Source organism: Bacillus sp. HY001 (assembly GCF_007558965.1).
Classification (GTDB): domain Bacteria; phylum Bacillota; class Bacilli; order Bacillales; family Bacillaceae_G; genus Bacillus_A; species Bacillus_A mobilis.
This window is the reverse complement of record NZ_VLTE01000001.1, coordinates 27,069-48,809: the sequence shown is the minus strand read 5'-3', so window position 1 is coordinate 48,809 and position 21,741 is coordinate 27,069. Positions and strand designations below refer to the sequence as shown.

At 34.7% G+C, this 21,741-nt stretch carries 21 protein-coding genes; 14 read left to right on the top strand and 7 right to left on the bottom strand.

What is annotated here, in order from left to right:
- Positions 1 to 24 precede the first annotated feature (24 nt).
- Both FOT98_RS00225 and FOT98_RS00220 read left to right on the top strand, forming a co-directional pair.
- The gene (locus tag FOT98_RS00225; protein WP_000781971.1) at positions 25 to 702 is read left to right on the top strand and encodes a response regulator transcription factor; all 678 of its coding nucleotides are present in this window, start codon (positions 25 to 27) and stop codon (positions 700 to 702) included.
- 1 nt (position 703) lies between these two features.
- Positions 704 to 2,080, top strand: a complete 1,377-nt coding sequence (locus FOT98_RS00220; protein ID WP_063261402.1) for a sensor histidine kinase — start codon at positions 704 to 706, stop codon at positions 2,078 to 2,080.
- Positions 2,081 to 2,226: 146 nt separating this feature from the next.
- Here the strand turns inward: FOT98_RS00220 and FOT98_RS00215 are convergent, their stop codons facing one another.
- Both FOT98_RS00215 and FOT98_RS00210 read right to left on the bottom strand, forming a co-directional pair.
- On the bottom strand, positions 2,227 to 3,486 hold the full coding sequence (locus tag FOT98_RS00215) for an MFS transporter (RefSeq protein ID WP_063261401.1): 1,260 nt from the start codon (positions 3,484 to 3,486) through the stop codon (positions 2,227 to 2,229).
- A gap of 68 nt (positions 3,487 to 3,554) precedes the next feature.
- Entirely contained in the window at positions 3,555 to 4,181 is a 627-nt protein-coding gene (locus FOT98_RS00210) for an ArsR/SmtB family transcription factor (protein WP_063261400.1), read from the bottom strand.
- A gap of 182 nt (positions 4,182 to 4,363) precedes the next feature.
- Here FOT98_RS00210 and FOT98_RS00205 point away from each other — a divergent pair, with 182 nt between their 5' ends.
- A complete protein-coding gene (locus FOT98_RS00205; RefSeq protein WP_063261399.1) occupies positions 4,364 to 5,428 on the top strand; it encodes an ABC transporter permease in 1,065 nt (354 codons plus the stop codon).
- Positions 5,428 to 6,099 carry an ABC transporter ATP-binding protein gene (locus FOT98_RS00200; RefSeq protein WP_000202604.1) on the top strand — a complete coding sequence of 224 codons (672 nt, stop codon included), beginning with the start codon at positions 5,428 to 5,430 and terminating at the stop codon, positions 6,097 to 6,099. The genes FOT98_RS00205 and FOT98_RS00200 overlap by 1 nt, the downstream gene beginning before the upstream one ends.
- Before the next feature lie 201 nt (positions 6,100 to 6,300).
- Here FOT98_RS00200 and FOT98_RS00195 read toward each other — a convergent pair whose 3' ends face one another.
- Together FOT98_RS00195 and FOT98_RS00190 are read right to left on the bottom strand one after the other, a co-directional pair.
- Positions 6,301 to 7,419: an LPXTG cell wall anchor domain-containing protein gene (locus FOT98_RS00195; protein ID WP_063261398.1), complete on the bottom strand. Its 1,119-nt coding sequence runs from the start codon at positions 7,417 to 7,419 to the stop codon at positions 6,301 to 6,303.
- Between the two features lie 145 nt (positions 7,420 to 7,564).
- Entirely contained in the window at positions 7,565 to 8,158 is a 594-nt protein-coding gene (locus FOT98_RS00190) for an ATP-binding protein (RefSeq protein ID WP_132133146.1), read from the bottom strand.
- 203 nt (positions 8,159 to 8,361) lie between these two features.
- Here FOT98_RS00190 and FOT98_RS00185 point away from each other — a divergent pair, with 203 nt between their 5' ends.
- The 7 genes from FOT98_RS00185 to cuyA all read left to right on the top strand — a co-directional run bounded on the left by FOT98_RS00185 (position 8,362) and on the right by cuyA (position 15,520).
- Positions 8,362 to 9,282, top strand: coding sequence for a class I SAM-dependent methyltransferase (locus tag FOT98_RS00185; protein ID WP_080467636.1), 921 nt, complete (start codon positions 8,362 to 8,364; stop codon positions 9,280 to 9,282).
- A 146-nt stretch (positions 9,283 to 9,428) separates the two neighbouring features.
- Positions 9,429 to 10,223, top strand: coding sequence for a MerR family transcriptional regulator (locus FOT98_RS00180; protein WP_063261395.1), 795 nt, complete (start codon positions 9,429 to 9,431; stop codon positions 10,221 to 10,223).
- Between the two features lie 109 nt (positions 10,224 to 10,332).
- Positions 10,333 to 11,157 carry a CPBP family intramembrane glutamic endopeptidase gene (locus tag FOT98_RS00175; RefSeq protein WP_063261394.1) on the top strand — a complete coding sequence of 275 codons (825 nt, stop codon included), beginning with the start codon at positions 10,333 to 10,335 and terminating at the stop codon, positions 11,155 to 11,157.
- A gap of 28 nt (positions 11,158 to 11,185) precedes the next feature.
- Entirely contained in the window at positions 11,186 to 11,509 is a 324-nt protein-coding gene (locus FOT98_RS00170; protein ID WP_063261544.1) for a hypothetical protein, read from the top strand.
- 58 nt (positions 11,510 to 11,567) lie between these two features.
- Positions 11,568 to 12,680, top strand: a complete 1,113-nt coding sequence (locus FOT98_RS00165) for an aminopeptidase (RefSeq protein ID WP_063261393.1) — start codon at positions 11,568 to 11,570, stop codon at positions 12,678 to 12,680.
- 270 nt (positions 12,681 to 12,950) lie between these two features.
- Positions 12,951 to 14,174, top strand: coding sequence for a DUF4073 domain-containing protein (locus FOT98_RS00160; RefSeq protein ID WP_063261392.1), 1,224 nt, complete (start codon positions 12,951 to 12,953; stop codon positions 14,172 to 14,174).
- Between the two features lie 350 nt (positions 14,175 to 14,524).
- The gene (gene cuyA, locus FOT98_RS00155) at positions 14,525 to 15,520 is read left to right on the top strand and encodes a D-cysteate sulfo-lyase (protein ID WP_063261391.1); all 996 of its coding nucleotides are present in this window, start codon (positions 14,525 to 14,527) and stop codon (positions 15,518 to 15,520) included.
- A gap of 168 nt (positions 15,521 to 15,688) precedes the next feature.
- On the opposite strand, the gene FOT98_RS00150 is transcribed toward cuyA, so the two are convergent.
- Positions 15,689 to 15,979, bottom strand: a complete 291-nt coding sequence (locus FOT98_RS00150) for a hypothetical protein (RefSeq protein WP_063261390.1) — start codon at positions 15,977 to 15,979, stop codon at positions 15,689 to 15,691.
- Between the two features lie 102 nt (positions 15,980 to 16,081).
- Here FOT98_RS00150 and FOT98_RS00145 point away from each other — a divergent pair, with 102 nt between their 5' ends.
- The 3 genes from FOT98_RS00145 (at position 16,082) to FOT98_RS00130 (ending at position 19,404) form a co-directional block, all read left to right on the top strand.
- Complete coding sequence (locus FOT98_RS00145; RefSeq protein ID WP_063261389.1) at positions 16,082 to 16,504, top strand: hypothetical protein; 423 nt, start codon at positions 16,082 to 16,084, stop codon at positions 16,502 to 16,504.
- Positions 16,505 to 17,399: 895 nt separating this feature from the next.
- Positions 17,400 to 18,845 carry a L,D-transpeptidase family protein gene (locus FOT98_RS00135; RefSeq protein WP_063261388.1) on the top strand — a complete coding sequence of 482 codons (1,446 nt, stop codon included), beginning with the start codon at positions 17,400 to 17,402 and terminating at the stop codon, positions 18,843 to 18,845.
- Between the two features lie 343 nt (positions 18,846 to 19,188).
- Complete coding sequence (locus FOT98_RS00130; protein WP_063261387.1) at positions 19,189 to 19,404, top strand: hypothetical protein; 216 nt, start codon at positions 19,189 to 19,191, stop codon at positions 19,402 to 19,404.
- A 176-nt stretch (positions 19,405 to 19,580) separates the two neighbouring features.
- Here the strand turns inward: FOT98_RS00130 and FOT98_RS00125 are convergent, their stop codons facing one another.
- Both FOT98_RS00125 and FOT98_RS00120 read right to left on the bottom strand, forming a co-directional pair.
- Complete coding sequence (locus FOT98_RS00125; RefSeq protein ID WP_063261386.1) at positions 19,581 to 20,954, bottom strand: sensor histidine kinase; 1,374 nt, start codon at positions 20,952 to 20,954, stop codon at positions 19,581 to 19,583.
- Positions 20,951 to 21,625 (bottom strand): response regulator transcription factor, encoded by a 675-nt coding sequence (locus FOT98_RS00120; protein ID WP_063261385.1) that lies wholly within the window; start codon positions 21,623 to 21,625, stop codon positions 20,951 to 20,953. The genes FOT98_RS00125 and FOT98_RS00120 overlap by 4 nt, the downstream gene beginning before the upstream one ends.
- Between the last annotated feature and the right edge of the window lie 116 nt (positions 21,626 to 21,741).

The window sequence follows — 21,741 nt, the reverse complement described above, 5'->3', positions numbered from 1 at the left end:
GAAGGATGAACAAGAGAGGGTTTAATGAAGATGATACATATTTTATTAGCTGATGATGATAAGCATATTAGAGAGTTGTTACATTACCATTTACAAAAAGAGGGGTTTAAAGTTTTTGAAGCAGAGGATGGAAAGGTAGCGCAAGGCGTATTAGAGAAAGAGAATATTCACCTTGCGATAGTGGACATTATGATGCCGTTTGTTGATGGCTATACGTTATGTGAGGAAATCCGGAAGTATCATGATATACCGGTTATTTTATTAACTGCGAAAGATCAGTTAGTTGATAAAGAAAAAGGATTCATTTCTGGTACGGACGATTATATTGTAAAACCGTTTGAGCCAGCTGAAGTTATTTTCCGTATGAAAGCATTACTACGTCGTTATCAAATGCTGAGTGCTGATATTATTACACTGCACGGTACAACAATTGATCGAAAAGGGTTTGAAGTGAAGTGTAACGGTCAAACAATTCTGCTTCCATTAAAAGAATTTGAATTGTTATCGCAACTGGCTAGTTATCCTGGAAGAACATTTTCAAGAGAAGAATTAATTGAATTAGTATGGGGAATGGATTTTGAAGGAGATGAACGAACAGTTGACGTTCATGTGAAACGACTACGAGATCGTTTCTCAAAACGAACGGATGATTTTCAAATTACGACAGTACGCGGACTCGGTTATAAGTTGGAGTTGAAATAAAATGAAATCATTATACTCTAGATTTGTTTTTATGACGGTTGGGATCATGCTACTTAGTAGTATTATCGGTTTTTTATTAACAAATGTGTACTATCAAGTGAAGTTAAAACCGTATAACAGTGAAAAGATTTTAATGTACGCGGAAGAAGTTAAAGCGTTATATGAAAAACAAAGTGAAGAAAATAAAGAGGCGTACTTACAGTCTATTGCGAAATTAGGATATGAAATTTACATTGTAGATGACAAAAAGAATGGAAAGCGTATCGGTAATGCGTTTCGTAAAACGTCTATTAGTGATGATACTGTTCATAAAGTGTTGCAAGGGGAAACGTTTAACGGCGTTTCCACATATCCAACGCGCCTCTTTATTACAGGGTTTTTCGATAATGAATTAATTAATAGTGTCGGTGTACCAGTGCAACACAGTGATAAACAGTACGCTTTATTTATTCGTCCTGACATTCAGAACCAATTTGGCGAGATGCGAATTTTTCTAGCGGTATTACTCGGTTTCATCGTTGTATTAAGTATCATTTTTATAGCGATTGCAGCAGGTTATATCGTTCGTCCGATTCGTACATTTACGAAAGCGACGCAAAAGATTGCAAATGGTGAATATGATATCGAATTAGATGAAAATCGAAAAGATGAAATTGGTACATTAGCAACTAATTTTCAAAAGATGACGAAAAGTATTAAAGAATTAGATGAGATGAGACAAGAATTCGTTTCAAATGTTTCGCACGAATTCCAATCGCCGCTTTCTTCCATTCAAGGGTTCTCAAAAACGTTACAGTCAGAAGAGATGAGTGCGGAAGAAAGAAACCATTACTTACAAATTATTGAGGGTGAAAGTAAGCGAATGTCTAGTTTATGTAAACAGTTACTTACGCTAGCTTCACTAGATAAAGAAGAGAAAGTATTACAAATAAAAGAATTCAATTTGCAGAAGCAAATTAAAGACGTTATTTTTATGCTCGAGTGGAAATGGCGTGAAAAAGATATCGCCGTTGAATTTGATGTGCCGGATATTACAATACAAGGGGATGAAAACTTACTTCATCAAGTATGGAGTAACATCTTTACGAATAGCATTAAGTTTTCAAACGACGCTGGAACGATTGAATTTGTTGTAGAAGAATTAGAGTCGAGCGTTATGATCTCTATATCAGACAACGGAATTGGTATGGAAAGAGAAGAAATGGACCGTATATTTGATCGTTTTTACAAAGTAGATACAGCAAGGGCAAGAAACGTAGAAGGTAGTGGATTAGGATTATCGATTGTACAGAAGATTGTGGAACTGCATAACGGAAATGTTTCAGTGTATAGTACGAAAGGAGAAGGGACTACTGTTCAGGTGGAGCTTCCTAAATAGATGGAAGAGGCTGTTTGGAAACGGCCTCTTCTTTTTGTCGTTTTTTGTCGGTAAGTCGATAGAATCGAAAAATCGCTGATATAATTTGAGTTGCGCTGATATATTTGAAAAATCGCTGATATAAATTTCACGTACTCCCACTTTTGCTATAAAGCCGCACCTTTCTCACTCTCTACTTTAAACCGAACCCCAAAAGTATCCGCTGTAATTTCATCAGCTTTCGGCAATGAGCGTAATTTCGGATGAAGTAGCCATACGAGAGAAATAAATAAAATTCCGATGCTAGCAAGCGCGAAAATGAGTTGGCTACTAAATACATTCGCAGCATATCCACCAATTAAAGAACCGAACGGCATAGCAATTGTGCCCATACTTCGCATGACTGAATTGATGCGCCCGATATATTGATTTGGAATTACAATTTGACTAACTGTCGCAAATAATATGTTCGTGGCGCCAATTGGTATCCAGGCTAGACCGAATAAGAGAATAGACAACCACTGAAACTGTACGATTGTAGAGAGAAACCAAAAGATAGCTCCAGTCGCAAAGCCAATAATAGAGACACGGCCGACATTACGTTTGCCAACCGATGAACTGAATAATGCACCGATGAGACTACCTGCTGATATAGCAGCTAAGAAGAACCCGTATGATTTCACGCCTCCTAAAGAATCAGCGAAAGAAGGGAGTATCGCCATCGTCATACCAATGGAAAAATTAGCGACAACTGAACCGATTAAGAATATGCCCATTAATGAACGAAAGACGATTGAAAAACCTACTTTTAAATCAGTGAAATATTGTTTAGTTGAAAGTGATGTGCCCGTTTCGGTCTGTTTGGGCATTTTCAATGAAAAGAATAAAAGCGCAGTAATCGCGAATGTGAAAGAGTCGATTACATATAAAGTAATTGCGCCAAATAGTGCTACTAATATGCCAGAAAGAGTCGTACAAATTAAGTCAATGCCTTGATACGCAAATGAAAAGAGTGAATTTCCTTTTAATAATTGTGTTTTATGCAGTAGAAGTGGTAAAGCTTTTGATTGTGCGGGATAGGCGAATTGTTCGATAAAGGCTACGATGGGCATAATGATGAGTAGTAGTTGAACAGTTAATAGGTCGAAGTAGTATGTAATAGGAATGATTAATATTAGGACGCATTGCAGAACTTGTGTGATGACGAGGGTGTTTTTGATTGACCATCTATCAACGAATGGCCCAGTAAGAAATTGAAGTGCAGAAGGTAATAATGTAAGGAAACCAGCCAATCCAGAATAAAAAGGATTACCACTAAGTTTATATACGAGCCACATCGCAGCTACATAATACAAGCTATCTCCTATGTTCGTAAAAATTCTCCCTAAAAACAGTAAGAAGAAATTCCGGTTTTTTAATATGTCCACTTTATCTACTCCTTTATAAAAAAATTATTCGGTAAAATAAATTTGACCGTTGGTGTAAAAAAATCGTATTACGATTTTTCTTCTTTTTTCACAAAGCGCTGCATTGCTCGTTCGTCGATTTGTAGTGCAGTAGTAGAAATGTAATAAGATTTACTATTTGGATCTTTATCCGCGTCTTTTGTGATCTCGTTTAATTCACCCATTAATTCATGAAACTTTTTCACCCACACTTGAAATTGTTCTGGTGTGGCATCAAACTCCCAGCAAGATGAAACGTAATTCCACTCAGCTGGATTTTCGCTTATTTTCCGTAATGTAAAAGCTTCTTCAGGTGCAGCGAGAATATGGCTTTTCGTCATTTCCGTCATTTGTAAAAAGATTTGGCGACCGGATTCACTTAATATTTCTAAATGAGGTAATAGGTTCGCGGCAGGGGTGAAGCCTTTAGCGACAGATTGATAAAACTTTTGAATGATGCCATTCTTTTCTTCTGTATAAACAATCTCTATAAAACCATTCTTTTCTAATTCTTTTAAATGATAATGAATTTTAGCCCTTGGAATGCCGAATTTCTCAGATAGTAATTGTCCTGTATAAGGACGTTCGCATAGACGCATCATCATTTCGACACGTAGTGGATCGCTTATTGCTTTTAGTTGGCTATAAGTAGTGAGTGTTAACATGGGCTTCAACATGATCAACTCCTTAAATGAAATTACTCGGTCAAGAATATTTGACTGAATTGTACCAAGGATTCTAATTGTTTTCAATACTTTCTGAAAATTAAATCTTCCCCTCTGTAATCTTCTGTTCATATTCCGTTCATATTTCTTTTTTATGATAAGTGCATAGAAAGAAAGAGAAAGGAGCGAGCGAAATGTTTTTAGCTCTGCGTGAATTAAAACAATCAAAATTAAGATACGGATTAATCGGACTGATTATGGTGTTATTATCATTTTTAGTTCTTGTTATTTCAGGATTAGCAAATGGACTATCATATGATAATGCTTCATCGATTCAAAATATGGAGGCAAATAAGTTCGTTTTAGCAGATGATGCGGAAAATAAATTACTTCGTTCACAAATTAAGAAAGAAGATGCAGATAACGTAGTAGATCAAGTAGGCGAGAAAGAGGCCGTTCCGTTTCGTGTGAAAGTTTCAACGTATGAAAAGAAAGATAGCTCGAAAAAAGTGGATATTGCCATTTTCGCAAGTGAACGTGGTTCATTTTTAGAACCGAAAATTGTAAAAGGTGAGAAATTAGGTACAGCAAACAACGAAATGGTTGCTGATGAATCTATTAAAGAAAAAGGAATCGATATCGGGGATACAATTATTGATCCTGTTTCAAAGAAAGAATTTACGATCGTTGGATTTACGAAAGATCAAATGTTTAGCCATACACCAGTCGTTTATGTAAATGAAGATGTATGGGGATCTATTTCACAACCAAACCAAAAAGATTATAGTGCAATTGCGCTGAATACAGATAAAGAAATTAAAAATGCACACGTAATTGACAAAAAAGAAGTACTGCAAAGTATTCCAGGATTTAAAGAAGAGCAAGGAACATTAACGATGATCATTGCATTCTTACTTGTTATCGCTGCGTTACTAATCGGTGTATTCTTCTACGTCATTACACTGCAAAAAACACAGCAATTAGGTGTATTAAAAGCAATCGGTACAAAGAATTCTTATTTAGCGAATAGCTTAGTCGTGCAGGCGTTATTCTTATCAGTCGTTGCAATGGTAATCAGTATTGTTCTTGTACAAGGATTAGAACAAATTTTACCAGCCGGAATGCCGTTCTTATTAACAACACCGATGATTGCACAATATGCAGCAATCTTTATCGTAATTAGTATTTTAGGAACACTTATTTCGTTATACCAAGTATTAAAAGTTGATGCATTAGAAGCAATTGGAGGCGGGATGTAATGACTTCATTATTGAAATTAGACAAAGTAAGTAAAGTGTACGGAGAAGGGAATACGGAAGTAACAGCCCTTCATCCGATGTCCCTTGATGTGAAAGCTGGAGAGTTTATCGGAATCGTCGGTCCTTCTGGATCAGGGAAAAGTACATTATTATCAATCGCGGGTGCATTATTATCACCTTCAAAAGGGGATATTTACATTCGTGAGCAAAATATTACGAAGTTATCAGAAAAGGAAATGACAGACATTCGTTTGAAAAAAATCGGCTTCATTTTCCAGTTTGCAAATCTTGTTCCATATTTAAATGTAAAAGAACAATTACTTTACATTGCAAAGCTTAAAAAAGAAAACAAACAAGAATCAGAAAAGCGTGCGGATCATTTATTAGCGGCATTTGGATTAGGAGAAAGAAAAAATCATTATCCAAATCAACTATCTGGCGGAGAAAAGCAAAGGGTAGCAATCGCTCGTGCGTTCATGAACAACCCAGACTTAATATTAGCGGATGAACCAACAGCAAGCTTAGACTCAAAACGCGCACGTGAAGTCGTAGAAATGATGAAACGTGAAGTGAAAGAGAGTCAAAAAGCAGCAATTATGATTACACATGATGAAAGAATGCTTGATGTATGTGATCGTATATTGACACTTCGAGATGGGAAGTTAATATAAAGAAAAAAGACAATCGCACATAAATGTGCGGTTGTCTTTTGTATAATTGCTTTATCCCGCTTTAATGGGCAGTAAGACCCCCACCTCAAAATGCAGCGAAAGCAAAGAAGTTAGGTGGGGATCAACTGCCCATAAAAGTCCGATTGGTTCAACTAATAATCAGTGGGGGATGAAGAAAACCCCACTGATTAAAGTTTCACTTTATTTTGAGAATAACGCTTTAATTTTATTACGCGTAAGTAATAAAACGCCGCCTAATACAGATAACATACCTAAAGCCATATTATTTGATTGCTCACTACCAGCGTTAGGAAGTTCTTTAGCATTATTGTTTGTGTTTGTAGTACCAGTCTTTGTTTCAGTTTGTTTTGATTGAGATACTTCATTAATTTTGTTATCTACATTTTGCTTCGTTGTATGTACCTCAGCTAATTTGTCTTCAATTTTTTTCTCAGTATGTTTAAAGTCGTTGATTTTAATATCTAAGTCTTGTTTTTTCTTTGTTAAATCATCTGAAACAGTTTGTTTCGCTTGTTTTATCTCGTTAATTTTATTTAGTAATTCTTCTCTAGCTTTTTGTAATTCAGCAAGTTTGTTTTTTACATCTTGTTTAGCTAGTTCTAAGTTAGCGGAAAGACTATCTAAATTGCCTTTAATTTTCTTAAGTTCCTCTAACGTGTTACCAGTATTCGGCTTATTTTCTTTTAGCTCAGCAAGTTTGTCCTCAGCAGTTTGTTTTGCTTTCTTTAACTCAGCTAATTTTTCATCTACCTGTTTTTTAACTTCCTTAAGTTCATTAACCTTTTGATCGATGTTCTCTTTATGTTGCTTAATTTCATTCACTTTTTCATCGACAGTTTGTTTATGCTCTTTAATCTCATTCACTTTGTTATCGATATTTTGCTTATGCTCTTTAACTTCAGCAACTTTGTCTTCTACTTGTTTTTTATGCTCTTTAATTTCAGCGATCTTATCTTCGGCGATTTGCTTGTCTTGCTGAAGTTTTGCATCTAACTCTTCTTTACGTTGTTTAATCTCATTGATTTTTTCATCAGCAATTTGTTTACGCTCATGTAGTTCATTAACCTTCGTATCAACATTTTCCTTAACTTGGTTAAGTTCATTCAATGTTTGATCCACGTTTTCTTTGTGCTGCTGCAATTTCGCATCTAACTCTTGTCTATGTTGCTTAATTTCAGCTAATCGATCTCCCGTACTTTGCTGAGGAGTAGCATCAGTTACTTCCGCATGAGCAGAGTTTACGCCAGCAATCATTGCTAAAGCTAGTGTAGACGCAGCAATTGTTTGTTTTGTTTTCATATTTTTGTACCTCTTTCCTATGAATGCACTCTATTGTGTAAAATTGAGCATATAATAATAGATTATTACATCATTATATACCATGTACGATGTCTAGAGGAAGTATTTGCATAATAATCTATCATTATGTAATTCTCATAGTCTCCTATTTTGGAGTAGGGGACAAATCTTTAACAAGATGCACAATTTCTTCTATAGTAAAGTTTATATCCTTGCTATTGCGAATAACAAACAAATAATCAGCCTCATTTTCTATAGGATCTACTACATCTTCTTGTAGTGATTCAGACTGTTGTCGATCGAGTACTTCTTTGAAACTAGAATAACTGCCTCTAAAAATATTCGTACTTCGCGTGCTTCGAGCTACTCTTTCGTAAAGTACATCATCTGGAATATCAAAATGAACGAGTATGCGTACATAGTCTTCTTTTGGAAACAATTCATTTAGTAAATACATCCGGCCATTTCGGCTTCTATTTGAGTTGCAAATAATAAGGTGTAAATTTGTATGTTCTTTTGCATAATCAACAATGAATTTCGAAAGACCGTGTTTAAAGGTATTGGCGCCTTCAGCCGGCTGTAATTTTTCATAATGCGAGTTAATAAATTCTGCTTGGTTATCTTGATCCATAACGAAAGAGTGGGGTAACTCTTTTTCTAGTTCTTGAGCAAATGTAGTTTTTCCGCTGTGTGTTTTTCCTACGGTAATGATCACTAATCGTTTCATATTGGCCTCCATATGTATTGTTATAATTTGGAACATTCTGTGTGGATCGACAATTTTCCTGCTAGAGAATATACAAATTGTTGGAGTGATAGCAGGCTGAAAAACTTGACAAAAAAACTTATTTATGCTATAATTTACCAATGTGAAAATAAAGTGTATAATAGGGTTCTCCTGGCCAGGGGAACCCTATTTTTGTTGTGAAGATGAAGGAGTGTATGTGCGTGAAAAAAGGTGAAGCAAGTGTAACGTCGCTAGTATCAGCTTTCGGAAGAGCGTATCACAGTGAATTTGATAATCCTAAAATTTTTGATGATTATGTAGCTAAAGATTTCATTCCACAAAAGGAACGTAACGATATTGAAACGAATATGGTTCAAGGAATACATTTTTTCAATCCAGACATTGCACAGCAGTTTCAAGACAATCCACAAGAAATATTAAAATGGATTACACAAGTTCAATTATCACCAACACCTTTGGCACGCGCAGCATATTGTGAAAGAGTATTACTACATGAAATTATATTAGGCGCAAAACAATACGTCATACTCGGTGCAGGCTTAGATACGTTCAGTTTCAGACACCGAGAATTAGAGAATCAAATAGAAATATTTGAAGTGGATCATCCTTCTACGCAAGCATTTAAAATACAAAGAGTGAAAGAAGGAGAGTATGAAATTCCAAGCAACCTTCATTTTGTTTCAATGGATTTTACTAAAGGTTTCTCGAAGCAAAAATTAGTAAATGAAGGATTTGAAAATAAAAAGACTTTCTTTAGCCTTTTAGGTGTTACGTACTATTTAACGAAAGAGGAGCTATCTAGTTTAATAGAATACTTATTCGAGATGGTTCCAGAGGGAAGCTCTATCGTATTCGATTATCCGGATGAAAACTTATTTACGGAAAAAGGGTTGTCCAATCGAGTTGAAAATATGGTGAAAATGGCTGCAGTAGGTGGAGAACCGATGAAATCGTGTTTTTCTTATAAAGAAATGGAAGCACTGTTAGAGAGTGCAGGCTTACTCATTTATGAGCACTTATCACCAGAGGATATTCATGCATTATATTTTGAAGGACGAAACGATTATTTAGAAGCTTTTGAGACGGTGCATTACGTGCATGCAGTGAAGAAGTAGCCGATTAGTAGGCATGGGGAGAAATCTCTGTGTCTTTTTTTGTGTGAAAACAAGGGGGAAATATTAATAGGAAGGGAAATTCGATAATGTAAAGAATATGAAGTATGAATGTAATAAATTAAGTAGCAATGATAAAGGAGAACGTGATGTACACAATTGGACAAGTTGCTAAATTTTTAGATGTATCTAGAGATACTTTGAAGTTTTATGAGGAAAAAGATTTGGTCAAGCCGAAGCAAAATATTGAGAATGGATATAGAAAATATAATCATTTTGATATATATGATATTACAACGGTCAATTTCTATAGGGAAATGGATATCGAAATAAAAAAAATTCAGGAATTAAGAAAAAGTAAGAGTATAGAGGGAATAAAATCATTGTTAGAAGAGAAAGAACAAGAAGTTTTAGAGGAGATAGCATATAAAAAACTTCTTTTAAAAAAGCTTCAAATTGTAAAAGAAGATTGCGCAAAAACAACGCAATTCTTAGGGAAATACGTAGTAAAAGAAATGAAGCCATTAGAAGTAAACGGAGAAATAGAGCATTTTACTGCGTATGATGAATATGAATCTTTGAAAAAGAATACGGATAGTTTAAAAAAAGCAGTTACTTTAACATCTTTACGAAGAGTTATACGTTTCAATGAAGAAGGTATTATAGAAGATAAATTTATAATTGTAAGAAAAGTAGAAGACTTTGATAAAGGATTAGAAGGAGAAATTCTATCGCATCCAAAATGTATTTATACAGTTATTGAAGATGGAAGATGGGCAACTGGTGGGAAAAGTATTGATCATAATGTGGAATCCAGTTTAAGAAAAGCAGCAATAGAACAAGGGTATGAACTTTTGGGGCTAGTGTATATAAATATATTACTTACCACATATGAAGATGAACTTGAGCGTATATTTTTAGAAATTTATGCACCTGTAAAATAATGCAGACATGTATTGACCTGTGAGTAACCCCCAGGTTTAAGCTGAAAGTATCTGTAAATATAACTACTACTATGTTTACGAAATACTTAGTTTGAAATGGGGATTGTGCATGAATAGGGAAAAGAAACTCAAAAAACCAGTAGCGAGTTTTATCGTACTAACCAATATCATTTTTCTGCCATTTTTTTTGCTTGTAGGTGCTATAAGTATACTAGGATTCCCAGCATGGGTTTTTGATGTAATGTTCTGTATATCGTCTTGGTCCTCAACTTTTGCTTTTGCCGTGCTATTTAAGAAAATCTATCCGGGGCAGAGCTTGATACAGTTTGTAAAAGAGAAATTCAAGAATAAACTTAAATTTTCTGTGATTATTACTACAATTATGATTCAAGTCTTCATATTTTTGATGATTTTATTTCTCGTATCTAAAAATAGTAAAGTAGACTCTATTTTTACTGTCTCTTCATGGGGAATGCTAATCTATTTCTTTGTTAAAAACTTTCTTGCGGGGCCATTGGGAGAAGAACTAGGATGGAGAGGCTTTGCACAAATTGAACTTCAAAAGAAGTATTCACCATTAAAAGCATCGCTAATTATTGGTTTTTGGTGGGGAATGTGGCACCTACCTATTTGGTTTACTACAGGATTTGTAGGAGTTGATTTATTCAAATATATATTATTTTTTATGATTTCTATCATATCCATTAAAATCGTCATGACTGCATTTTATAATTTAAATCAAAATTTAACCATTCCAATCATTATCCATCAATTCTTTAATTTCTTTATTGGTATCATAAACGGAAACTTAATCGATCTAATCATGTATAATGCGATTTTTTATTTAGTAGTTGCAGCTGCTTTAATTGTTGTGAACCCAAAGAGAGTTCTGTATGGAGCGGAAGATATAAATAGCAGGAATGGAAAGTATTAAGTACATTGCTATCGGAAGGCGGGGAATGATGAAGAATTATATAGGGGTAGCCGCTGCTATAAGTATTTTTATCCTTACAATTGTTTTTCTATATTTCAACCCATATAGCAATCAAGAGCTTGATAAGGAAGTATATATCACTGTATTTTTCATGTTCTTACTTCCTTCTTTTCTAGCAGTAATTGCGGTAGTTGCAAGGAAAAAGGCTTTTATGGTCGTTTGCTGCATTTGGATGTTGCCAGGAACTCTTTATTTGAGTGTCGCTGCAATACCCTCGTTATGGAATTTATATATTATATTTTTAATGATTTATTTTCTAACTATCGTTTGGATGGAAAAGAGAAATGTTTAAAGGGTATTTCTCTTTTTTATTACGTTTTTGAAACGGAAATGAAAGGGTGAGAGGTGTAGTGAAGCAGGGGTTATCTAAATTAGCGGATATACTAGTCAACCATTCTACGAAAGTGCAGCCTGGTGATCAAGTGTTGATTCAAAGTGTCACAGAAATAGATCCTGCAGTTGTTCGTGAAATTATTAAATCAGTGGAAAAGGCAGGTGGATATGCGCATGTATCAATGCGTGATGTTTCTGTTACAAGGCAATTAATTTTGTCAGGATCTGAAGAACAATTTAAGTTATTAGCAGATTGGGAGTGTTATCGATTAAGTAAAATGCAAGTGTATATGAATCTCCGTAGCCCTAGAAATGCATATGAATTAGCAGATGTACCAGGAGAAAAAATGAAGTTATATCAAAAGATATTTGGAAAAGCTCATAGTGAAGCTGTATATAAAACGAGATGGGTGACAACTCGCATTCCGAATGCGGCTTCTGCGCAAGAAGCAAATATGAGCACGGAGGCTTATGAAAAATTCTACTATGATGTATGTACGATAGATTACAACAATATGTCAAAAGCAATGGAGCCATTAAAAGAATTAATGGCAAAGACGAAACGAGTGAGGATTATTGGAGAGGGAACGGATTTGGAATTTTCCATTGAAGGAATAGGTGTTTTAAAGGGGGATGGTACGGATAATATCCCGGATGGCGAAATATATACAGCACCTGTCAAAGATTCAGTGAATGGCGTAATAACATGTAACACTGTATCTGTTCAACAAGGTTATGCGTTTCAAAATATAAAGTTACATGTGAAACAAGGGAAAATAATAGAGGCATATGCAAATGATACAGAACGAATAAATCGCATTCTTGATACGGATAAGGGAGCAAGATATATAGGAGAATTTGCACTAGCGTTTAACCCCTATATATTACACCCGATGAATAATACGTTATTTGATGAAAAAATAAATGGTAGTTATCATATAGCAATTGGAGATTCGCTACAAGGTGCAGACAACGGGAATACATCAGCGATACATTGGGATTTAGTAAGCATTCAAAGGCCAGAGTATGGTGGTGGTGAAATTTGGTTTGATGATGTACTGATAAGAAAAGATGGACGGTTTATTTTACAAGAGTTGTTCGGATTAAATGAAGAAAACTTGAAGAGGTAAAGTGCTTTATTGAGAATGTGTAAAGTAGATTAAAATACAACATACGAAACTAAGAGATTTATCAAGTAGCGATACATTCATTTAACATTACTATGGTAATTGAAAAGGCAGCGCTATAGGGAGTGTAAAAGCGACAAAATCTCTTAAAAAACAATTAATTATTAACGTCATCTACCTTTACAATCCCTCCTTATAATGTGAATTGGACAAGCATCTAAGAGAGTAGAGCATGTCAGTTTGTACATTCTATTTATTAGGGGGAGAATTTGTATGAAAAAGACAGTCGCTTCGTTAGCAGTTATAACGGCATTATTGCCGACGTTTTCAGCACATGCTGAAGGGGTCCAAAAGTCAGCTACAACTTTTAATGTTATTAGTGACATTCAAGGGGATTTATCGGATTTTGATCACGTGTTAAAAGATATGAACAAAGTGACGCCGCTATCTAGAGCACTTATTATGAATGGGGATATAACGCCAGAAGGACAGCAGTCACAATATGATGATGTGAAGCGTGTGTTAAACAAAAATAAGCATCCAGAAAATGTATGGTCTGCTATTGGGAACCATGAGTTTTACGCTGGAAAATGGACAGCTGATGGAAAGTTATCTCAAAGTACATGGCCAAATGGTGTAACAGAAGAAACATTATTTAATCGATATTTGAAATTTAGCGGCCAAGAAAAGGTGTACCATAAAAAAGAGTTAGATGGTTATCCGCTTTTATTTTTAGGGACAGAAAAATATATGAGATACCATGATTCAAAAATGTCAGATCAAGTGTATTTAAGTGAGGAACAATTAGGTTGGCTAAAGCAAAATTTAGAAGACTACAGTCAAAAAGATAAAAATAAGCCGATTTTTATTTTCTCTCATCACGTTTTACCTGATTCTATTTCTGGATCAAGACAATCACCGTATTTAAATGACTATTTAAACGTGGATAAATTGTACGATATATTAAAAGATTACCCGCAAGTTGTCTTTTTCACGAGCCATACGCATTGGGATTTAAATTTACCAGACTGGGCTGGTAAAAAGAAAATTGCAGGCGGAGATGAAAAAGGATTTACAGTTGTAAATACGGGCGGTATTGAAACGGGCTGGAGGTCAGCTGGTCCTAATGGCGGCGAGATTCATGCTCCGGATGGTTCTTCGTTTAAACAAGGATTGCAAATAAACGCGCACGGTAACGACGTAATTGTAACAGCTTACGATTATAAACGTGATAAAGATATAAAGAAGCTATTCATTAGTGATGCGAAAGTCGCACAAATGGCACCAGATGTAACAGCTGATGATAGTAAAAATGTAATTGTCGGTGCAACAGAGTATATGGAGTACGATGTAGAAGGAACGAATGAGTGGCAAACATACAGTAAAGGGAACCCTCCAAAATTTGACGGGAACAAGACTGTATACGTACGCCATAAAGGCGAAATGAATTTAGAACCAGGATTAACGCAGCTACTTCGATTTTCGGCAAATAAGTGATTGGTAAGGGCCTACTTTTGAATAAGTGGGCTCTTTTATTTTGTCACTTTTTGTCGGTAAGTCGATATCTCATGTCGAATCGTCGATATATTGAAAAAATCGTTGATATATTTCAAGTTATGAACGATATATTTGAAAAATCGTCGATATAAATTTCATGTACCGTAATTAGGTTAAAATTACTAGTGTAATTTCACGTACCGTAATGAAATTAAAATTATCAATACAATTTCATGCACCAAAACCGAATTCCAATACATTTTTCCACCAGAAAGGTGACTTCATCATTTTTACATGTAATAATAGTATCGTTACATACATTGTGAAAGAAGTACAAAGGAGCGTTATTCATGAATTTAGCTAAATTTCCAAGAAAAAAATATACAGAATCATATACACCAATTGAAAAATTAAACAATTTTTCTGAGGCACTTGGCGGGCCGACTATTTATTTTAAACGAGATGATTTACTTGGTTTAACAGCTGGTGGTAATAAGACGAGAAAGTTAGAATTTCTAGTTGCGGATGCACAGGAAAAAGGTGCAGATACGTTAATTACAGCTGGTGGTATTCAGTCAAACCATTGCCGTCTAACTCTTGCAGCTGCGGTAAAAGAAAAAATGAAATGTATTCTTGTATTAGAAGAAGGGCTTGAGCCAGAAGAGAAGCGAGACTTTAACGGTAACTATTTCTTATATCACTTATTAGGTGCTGAAAACGTAATTGTTGTACCGAACGGAGCAGATCTGATGGAAGAGATGCATAAAGTCGCGAATGAAGTTAGTGAAAAAGGTAATACACCATATGTAATACCAGTTGGTGGATCAAATCCTACTGGTGCAATGGGATACGTTGCTTGTGCGCAAGAAATTATGGCGCAATCATTTGATCAAGGAATTGATTTCAGCTCAGTGGTTTGCGTAAGCGGTAGCGCTGGTATGCACGCTGGTTTAATTACTGGTTTTGCTGGAACACAAAGTAACATTCCTGTAATCGGAATTAACGTAAGTAGAGGAAAAGCAGAACAAGAAGAGAAAGTAGCAAAACTTGTAGAGGAAACGTCAGCTCACGTTGGAATTCCAAACTTTATCCCGCGCGAAGCTGTAACATGCTTTGATGAATATGTAGGACCAGGTTACGCGTTACCAACGCCAGAAATGGTGGAAGCAGTTCAATTACTTGCGAAAACAGAAGGTATTTTACTGGATCCAGTGTATACAGGTAAAGCGGTAGCGGGACTAATCGACTTAATTAAAAAAGGTACATTTAATAAAGAAGACAATATTTTATTCGTACATTCAGGTGGTTCACCAGCTTTATATGCGAATACATCTTTATTTGCGTAAGTGAAAAAGCATTGGGTATCCAATGCTTTTTTGTTATATACTGGAATTGTTAGAAGGTGAGAGGAGGGCGTATATGAGTTCAAACTTACAATGGATTATATACACGATACTCGGCATTTCTATTTTACTCATTTCATTTGTGGCTTATGGAGTTTATTTATATTTCACTTAAGTGAAATGGTAACCAAACCAAAGGAAAAATAAAATGATCGCTGTGTTAAATAGAGTAAAACATAACCCGATAATGGCTAACATTTTCTTCTCAGCTCGGCTACAAAAAGAGATGACCGCTAATAGGATTGTTATAACAGCTGAAGCTAATATGAAGTAGGCGAAAGGCATGACATATTCTACTCCAACTCGGTCTAAAATAGGTGTGAAGAGAAAGAGATTAATAGTAACGAATATACTTACAATGAGAAACGTATAACTTTTCCAAGTGTATGTTTGTAACTGCATGGAACGATACTCCTTTCTCTTTATTATTTATATTTTTAAGTTTAAATTAATTACCTTTATTTTACAAATTAAAATATTTTGTATGGAAAAGAGGGTATCAATATGAAATTTAGAAATTGGTCTCTAGTTATTATCAGTATCTGCATATTCATAATAACTGGCTGTTCAAATGTAATAGAAAATGAAGATCAAAGAATCGAAGTGCAAAAACGTATTGGTGATAATGAATATGAAGATCTTAAGGTAGTGACAGATAATAATGAAGTGTTGCAAGTAAAGAAAATATTACATGATACTACTTTTGAAAATAAAAAAGTGGAAATGTCTCGTCCAGCTGATTATCACTTTATTTTTCAATTTAAAAATCCGAAAATAGAGGCGAAAGCTGTGTTGTATCAAATTTGGGTAAGTGCTAATAGGGAGAAATTGGAAATTAAGGCGGAGGATAATCGGTACGCCCTATTAGAAGGGAAACATGCAACCACTTTATTTCAGATCGTTACAGGGGAGAAGTTAGCTGAATAAACGTATATCGGGTTATAGGAATTCAGTTTGTATTTTGCATTTTGAGAGATACTTATTTTTCAACAATAATAGCTATCTTTTTATGTTGGAATAAATATTGAGAATCGGATAAAATGGAAATTGGACATTGACTTGATTAGCATGAATCTGCCAATGAATAATAAAACTAGGAAATATATTGTTTTTACAAAGATTCGATGTTATGTTTAATTTTCTTAATATAATATTTCCCTTATATAGGAGTGGCTATTTGAAGAAGTTAATATTATTAGTTTTATTGGCTACATGCTGCCTCACCATTGCAGGATGTTCTAATAATAGGATTACAACAAAGGATGAGTCTAAAACTTCAACACCTGTAAAGATTAAACGTATCAATAAAGCGTGGTACAAACATATTTAATTTAAAGAAACTTGAAATTCTTGATGATAAAGATCATAAGGTGAAACTAGTTAGGCCGATAGTAAATGTTGTGAAACATGGTGGAAAGCAGGGAGCATGGTTTGCATTTAAATGTATAAATTATGCGACATTAAAATATTCACAAAAAAGAGTTTACATGTAGACCCTTTTTTGTGGATATTTTTCATAAATAATAGACATCCTACGGTGCCTTCCTCTGACTTGAACCATCCAAAAATTATTTTACTAAGTTAAGTAGTATCGCCCTTCAAAATTCGGCGAATGCGAGGGCTTGTAATAGCTTAATTAGTGTGGTCCCTTTTTCACTTTATCTATCATCTTTATATATCTTACTATTAAAAAATCTGACTTTAATCGATTAAATGAGATGAAATCTGGTAAAAACAATGAAATTTCAGGAAAAATAAGGTACACTATTCAATGGTTTTGGTTTAAAATCGATTGACGTTAATGTATACGGGGGAAAGATTGATGAATAACAATACTGTAAAAGAATCAGTTGAAGAAGTTGAGAAAAAAAAGGTAAGATCAAAAAAGCGTTTTACAAATTGGAAACTTATCGCAGCGGGTGGCGGTGTAGTTGCAATTCTTATTGGGGGAATGAGTTATTACCAGGCAACTCACTTCAATTCAAATGTTACGATTAATGATACAAAAGTCGGTGGTTTGAGCGCTGATCAGGCAATGCAGGAATTAAAAACATCTGGACTAGCAAACAAAGTCTATATTGATCAACAACAAATTTTAGATGAACAAGATACAAAAACGGAGCTAACGGAAAAAGACTTGCCACAAGTTAAGAAACTATTAAAAAGTCAGTGGACATTTTTCCCTTCTACAAAGGAAAAAGATTATTCATTGTTACCGAAAGAAGCGGATCAGTATCGTAGTGAAACGATGAAAAAACTTGTAGAAGAAAAGCTTGTTTCTATGAATGAAAATTTAAAAGCGCCTCAAGATGCTATGGCGAAGCTCGAACAAGGAAAAGTTGTAATTTCGAAGAGCGTTGATGGAAAGCAGTATGACGTTACGAATCTACTAAAAGATTACGACAAGCAGAAGCATAAAAGCGAAATTCATTTAAAGTCTGCATACATACAACCTATTAAAGAAGACGATCCAATCATTAAAAAAGAAGAAAAAGCATTACAGAATCTTCTTGGGCAGTCTGTTGATTATAAAGTGCAGAATGAAGTGTACTCATTAAAAGCGAAAGATCTCATTCAAAATGCGTCTATGTCAAAGGATATGAAAGTGACAATCGATGCGAGCGATATTAAGAATAAGATTACTGAAATTAATAAGGAAAAATCTACATTACATAAAGACTTCGCTTTTAAAACACATTCTGGTTCAGTCATATCAGTAAAAGGACAAGGATACGGCTGGGCACTAAATGTGGAAAAAGAAACAAAACAAGTTCAACAAGCCTTTGAGAAAGGTGAAAAATCGCTTTCTGCTTCTAATATTCACGGAAATGGTTGGGAGAAGGAAGGTATCGGCTATGAAACAACATCGAATAATGGCATCGGAGACACATATGCGGAAGTTTCTATTGCAGATCAACAAATTTGGATTTATAAAGATGGGAAATTAGTCGTTACAACAAATGTAGTAACGGGTAAACATAGCACGGGTGAAGATACATCACCAGGTGTGTGGTACGTTTTATATAAACGAACTCCATACACGCTGAGAGGCAGCGCAGTAGGGAAAGCTGATTATGCAGTGAAAGTAGATTACTGGGTTCCATTCACAAATAGTGGTCAAGGATTCCATGATGCCGGCTGGCGAAAAGACTGGGGAAATAATGCTTATGTAACAGGGGGATCAGGCGGATGTGTAAACCTTCTTCCTAATGTTGCAAAAACTGTATATGATAGTTTGAACACGAATGATCCAGTTATTGTGTACTAGAAAATAGCTACGTATTAAGAAACAAATAAAGCAGGACATTTTACTTGATGGTACATGAAAAGACACCTCTTGAATTCGCATACGAAGTATGTAAATTTAATGGAGGTGTTTTTTGTTTGAAGACAAGAGTTCATTGCTTATAAGAAACAAAGTAGAAAGGGATTGAGGTGAAGTAATAGGTATTCAAAAAGTCAATAAAATTGACATTGAATATCATTTTCATTTATGATGGAATCGTCGCATGTAATTTTATTTGATTTTTATGAAAAAGTTTACTAATATAATAGATTTCTAATAAGATATCCCATTTAAGAATTTAAAAGTAGGAAAGGGCAATATAAAAATGAACTGGAAAAAAGGCGGATTATGGATTATTATTTTTTTCATTGTAAAAGGTACAATTTCTACACTTTTAATCGTTACAGGTGCTAAATATTTTGATTTGTCATTTATGCAGATTTTCGTACTCATACTGATTTTATTACTGATTTCTCTCATAAGTCGAAAATTGCTGCATAGACATAGACAAAACAAAAAGCAAAAAGAGCTAAATGTATAATGAAGCCCCAGAGACCTTTGGATTTCTGGGGTTTTATTTCGATATTTTTCTATATGCATATGAACTTAACAGAACAGGTTGGCCAACATGATAAAATCGATGCTGTTTAAAATGCGTCGGTTACTGTTATATAAGGATTGAAGAATCTTTATTCTGAAGTTACAAACATTCATACATTATGCTCGTTTTTCAATTGGTAGTTTAAAGGTAAAAGTACTACCTTCTCCTAATTTACTTTCAACCGTAATTTCTCCTCCATGTAGTTCGACAATCCATTTTACCATCGACAATCCTAAACCTGTGTTTCCGGTGCTTGAAGATGTTCTTGCTGCGTCAACTCGATAGAAGCGGTCCCATATTTTCGTAATATGTTGCTCGCTGATGCCTATGCCATTATCGGAGACTTTACCTATTATGTTGGTTTCATCACGGAACAGTTGCATATGCACAGTGCCGTTCGCTTTGCTATAAGCAATCGCATTCGTTAGTAAATTCATTAATAAACGCATCATCAATGTTTGATCTGCTTTCATAAACAAGTCTTCCTCTATATGAGTTGTTATATTAATCGATGCTTCTGGAACCATTAATGAAAGCTCTTCTACAACGATTTCCGTTAATTCACTCATATTGATACATTCAAATTGAAAAGTATTATGGTTTCCTTGGTCAGCTCTTGCTAATAATAAGAGTTGGGATAGTAGCGCGGACATTTTACGTGATTGCTTTAAAATTACTTCTAACGATTCTTCCATTTCTTTCGGATTATTTCTCTGCGATAAAGCGTATTCGCATTGCGAAATAATAACAGATGTTGGTGTTCTTAATTCATGAGATGCGTCAGATGTAAATTGTTTTTCACTTTCAAATGATCTTTCCAATCGCGCAAACATTTTGTCAAAGGTTTGTGCTAAATGATACATTTCGTCTTTCGGTGAACCTTGTAAATGAATTCTCTTCGAAAGGTCTTTACCATCACCAATTTTACTGGCTGAATCACTCATTTGTTGCACAGGTCGAAATGCTCTTTGCGTAATAAAATATCCTCCGACTGCCGCAATAAGAATAAGTAATGGGAATGAGATGAGTGTTACTACAATAAGTGTATTCATCGTTGATGATAATTGGTTCATAGTCATTATTCCACGAACCCAGACTTGCTCATCGCCGCCTGCATTATGGAGAAAATCATATACAATCCATTCTTTATTACTGTCTTTAATGGTTTGTATTTCATCAGATTTAAGCGATGTCGTTTTATTAAAGCTTGTTGGACTATTTCCTGCCAGCAGCTCACCTTGTTTATTATAAATGCTGATATTTACTCCATCTTCTAACATTTGAAAATCATCGTCGATCTTTAATTGTCCATGCTTATATTCGATATCTTCCATGCTTTCTTTTACTGTGCTCTTCAATTGATTTTTCATATTAAAAAGCAAAACTTGATCTGAGGAAGTTAAAATAAAAGCTAACACGAGTGCCATAATAATTACAATTAGCCCTGTATACCACAGGGTTACTCTCATTTTGATGGATAGTCGTTTCATGATTCTGCTCGCAATACGTAACCAGTTCCTCGTACTGTATGAATTAACTTCGTTTCAAACTGGCTATCAATTTTTTTGCGAAGATAGCGAACGTAAACATCAATAATATTCGAGCCACCTTCATAGTCGTAATTCCACACATGTTGCTCAATTTTATCTCGTGTGAGCACAACTTCTTTATTACGAATCATATATTCTAAAATAGCAAATTCTTTACTGGAAAGAGTGATAACCTGAGCACCCCTTGTTACTTTATGCATATTGCAATCTACCACTAGGTCAGCGACTTCAAACACATTAGATGTATTTCCTGTATTTCTTCGCATTAACACTCGAATTCTTGCTAGCAGTTCGTCAAAAGCAAACGGCTTTACTAAATAATCGTCCGCACCTAAGTCAAGTCCTGTTACGCGATCATCAATTGTATCTTTAGCTGTAAGAAGCAAGACAGGAGTTGTATGATTGTCTGCGCGTAATCTTTGTAATACTTGTAAACCATCTATTCCGGGAATCATAATGTCAAGCACAATCAAATCGTAGGTAGCCATGTTTATATAATCTAAGGCATCTTCTCCATTCCCACATGCGTCGACACTATAATGTTCTGCATTTAATCGTTTTACTAATATATTTTGTAAGTCTTGTTCATCTTCGACAATAAGAACTCGCATTAACATTCTCCTTTTTTCCTTATTTATATGTATCACTATAATTCCAAAACATTAAAGAAAGATTAAAAACGATTTAATTATATCATTTTATTTTTTTGTACATTAATCTTCCTTTA

Excerpts from the sequence above, each read along its gene's own strand:
- cuyA (WP_063261391.1), top strand. The coding sequence starts at position 14,525 with ATGAATTTAGCTAAATTTCCAAGAAAAAAATATACAGAATCATATACA.
- FOT98_RS00190 (WP_132133146.1), bottom strand. The coding sequence starts at position 8,158 with ATGGAGGCCAATATGAAACGATTAGTGATCATTACCGTAGGAAAAACA.
- FOT98_RS00220 (WP_063261402.1), top strand. The coding sequence starts at position 704 with ATGAAATCATTATACTCTAGATTTGTTTTTATGACGGTTGGGATCATG.
- FOT98_RS00130 (WP_063261387.1), top strand. The coding sequence starts at position 19,189 with ATGAACTGGAAAAAAGGCGGATTATGGATTATTATTTTTTTCATTGTA.
- FOT98_RS00160 (WP_063261392.1), top strand. The coding sequence starts at position 12,951 with ATGAAAAAGACAGTCGCTTCGTTAGCAGTTATAACGGCATTATTGCCG.
- FOT98_RS00210 (WP_063261400.1), bottom strand. The coding sequence starts at position 4,181 with ATGTTGAAGCCCATGTTAACACTCACTACTTATAGCCAACTAAAAGCA.
- FOT98_RS00205 (WP_063261399.1), top strand. The coding sequence starts at position 4,364 with ATGTTTTTAGCTCTGCGTGAATTAAAACAATCAAAATTAAGATACGGA.
- FOT98_RS00135 (WP_063261388.1), top strand. The coding sequence starts at position 17,400 with ATGAATAACAATACTGTAAAAGAATCAGTTGAAGAAGTTGAGAAAAAA.
- FOT98_RS00200 (WP_000202604.1), top strand. The coding sequence starts at position 5,428 with ATGACTTCATTATTGAAATTAGACAAAGTAAGTAAAGTGTACGGAGAA.
- FOT98_RS00185 (WP_080467636.1), top strand. The coding sequence starts at position 8,362 with ATGTGCGTGAAAAAAGGTGAAGCAAGTGTAACGTCGCTAGTATCAGCT.
- FOT98_RS00170 (WP_063261544.1), top strand. The coding sequence starts at position 11,186 with ATGAAGAATTATATAGGGGTAGCCGCTGCTATAAGTATTTTTATCCTT.
- FOT98_RS00195 (WP_063261398.1), bottom strand. The coding sequence starts at position 7,419 with ATGAAAACAAAACAAACAATTGCTGCGTCTACACTAGCTTTAGCAATG.
- FOT98_RS00125 (WP_063261386.1), bottom strand. The coding sequence starts at position 20,954 with ATGAAACGACTATCCATCAAAATGAGAGTAACCCTGTGGTATACAGGG.
- FOT98_RS00120 (WP_063261385.1), bottom strand. The coding sequence starts at position 21,625 with ATGCGAGTTCTTATTGTCGAAGATGAACAAGACTTACAAAATATATTA.
- FOT98_RS00150 (WP_063261390.1), bottom strand. The coding sequence starts at position 15,979 with ATGCAGTTACAAACATACACTTGGAAAAGTTATACGTTTCTCATTGTA.
- FOT98_RS00175 (WP_063261394.1), top strand. The coding sequence starts at position 10,333 with ATGAATAGGGAAAAGAAACTCAAAAAACCAGTAGCGAGTTTTATCGTA.
- FOT98_RS00145 (WP_063261389.1), top strand. The coding sequence starts at position 16,082 with ATGAAATTTAGAAATTGGTCTCTAGTTATTATCAGTATCTGCATATTC.
- FOT98_RS00225 (WP_000781971.1), top strand. The coding sequence starts at position 25 with ATGAAGATGATACATATTTTATTAGCTGATGATGATAAGCATATTAGA.
- FOT98_RS00180 (WP_063261395.1), top strand. The coding sequence starts at position 9,429 with ATGTACACAATTGGACAAGTTGCTAAATTTTTAGATGTATCTAGAGAT.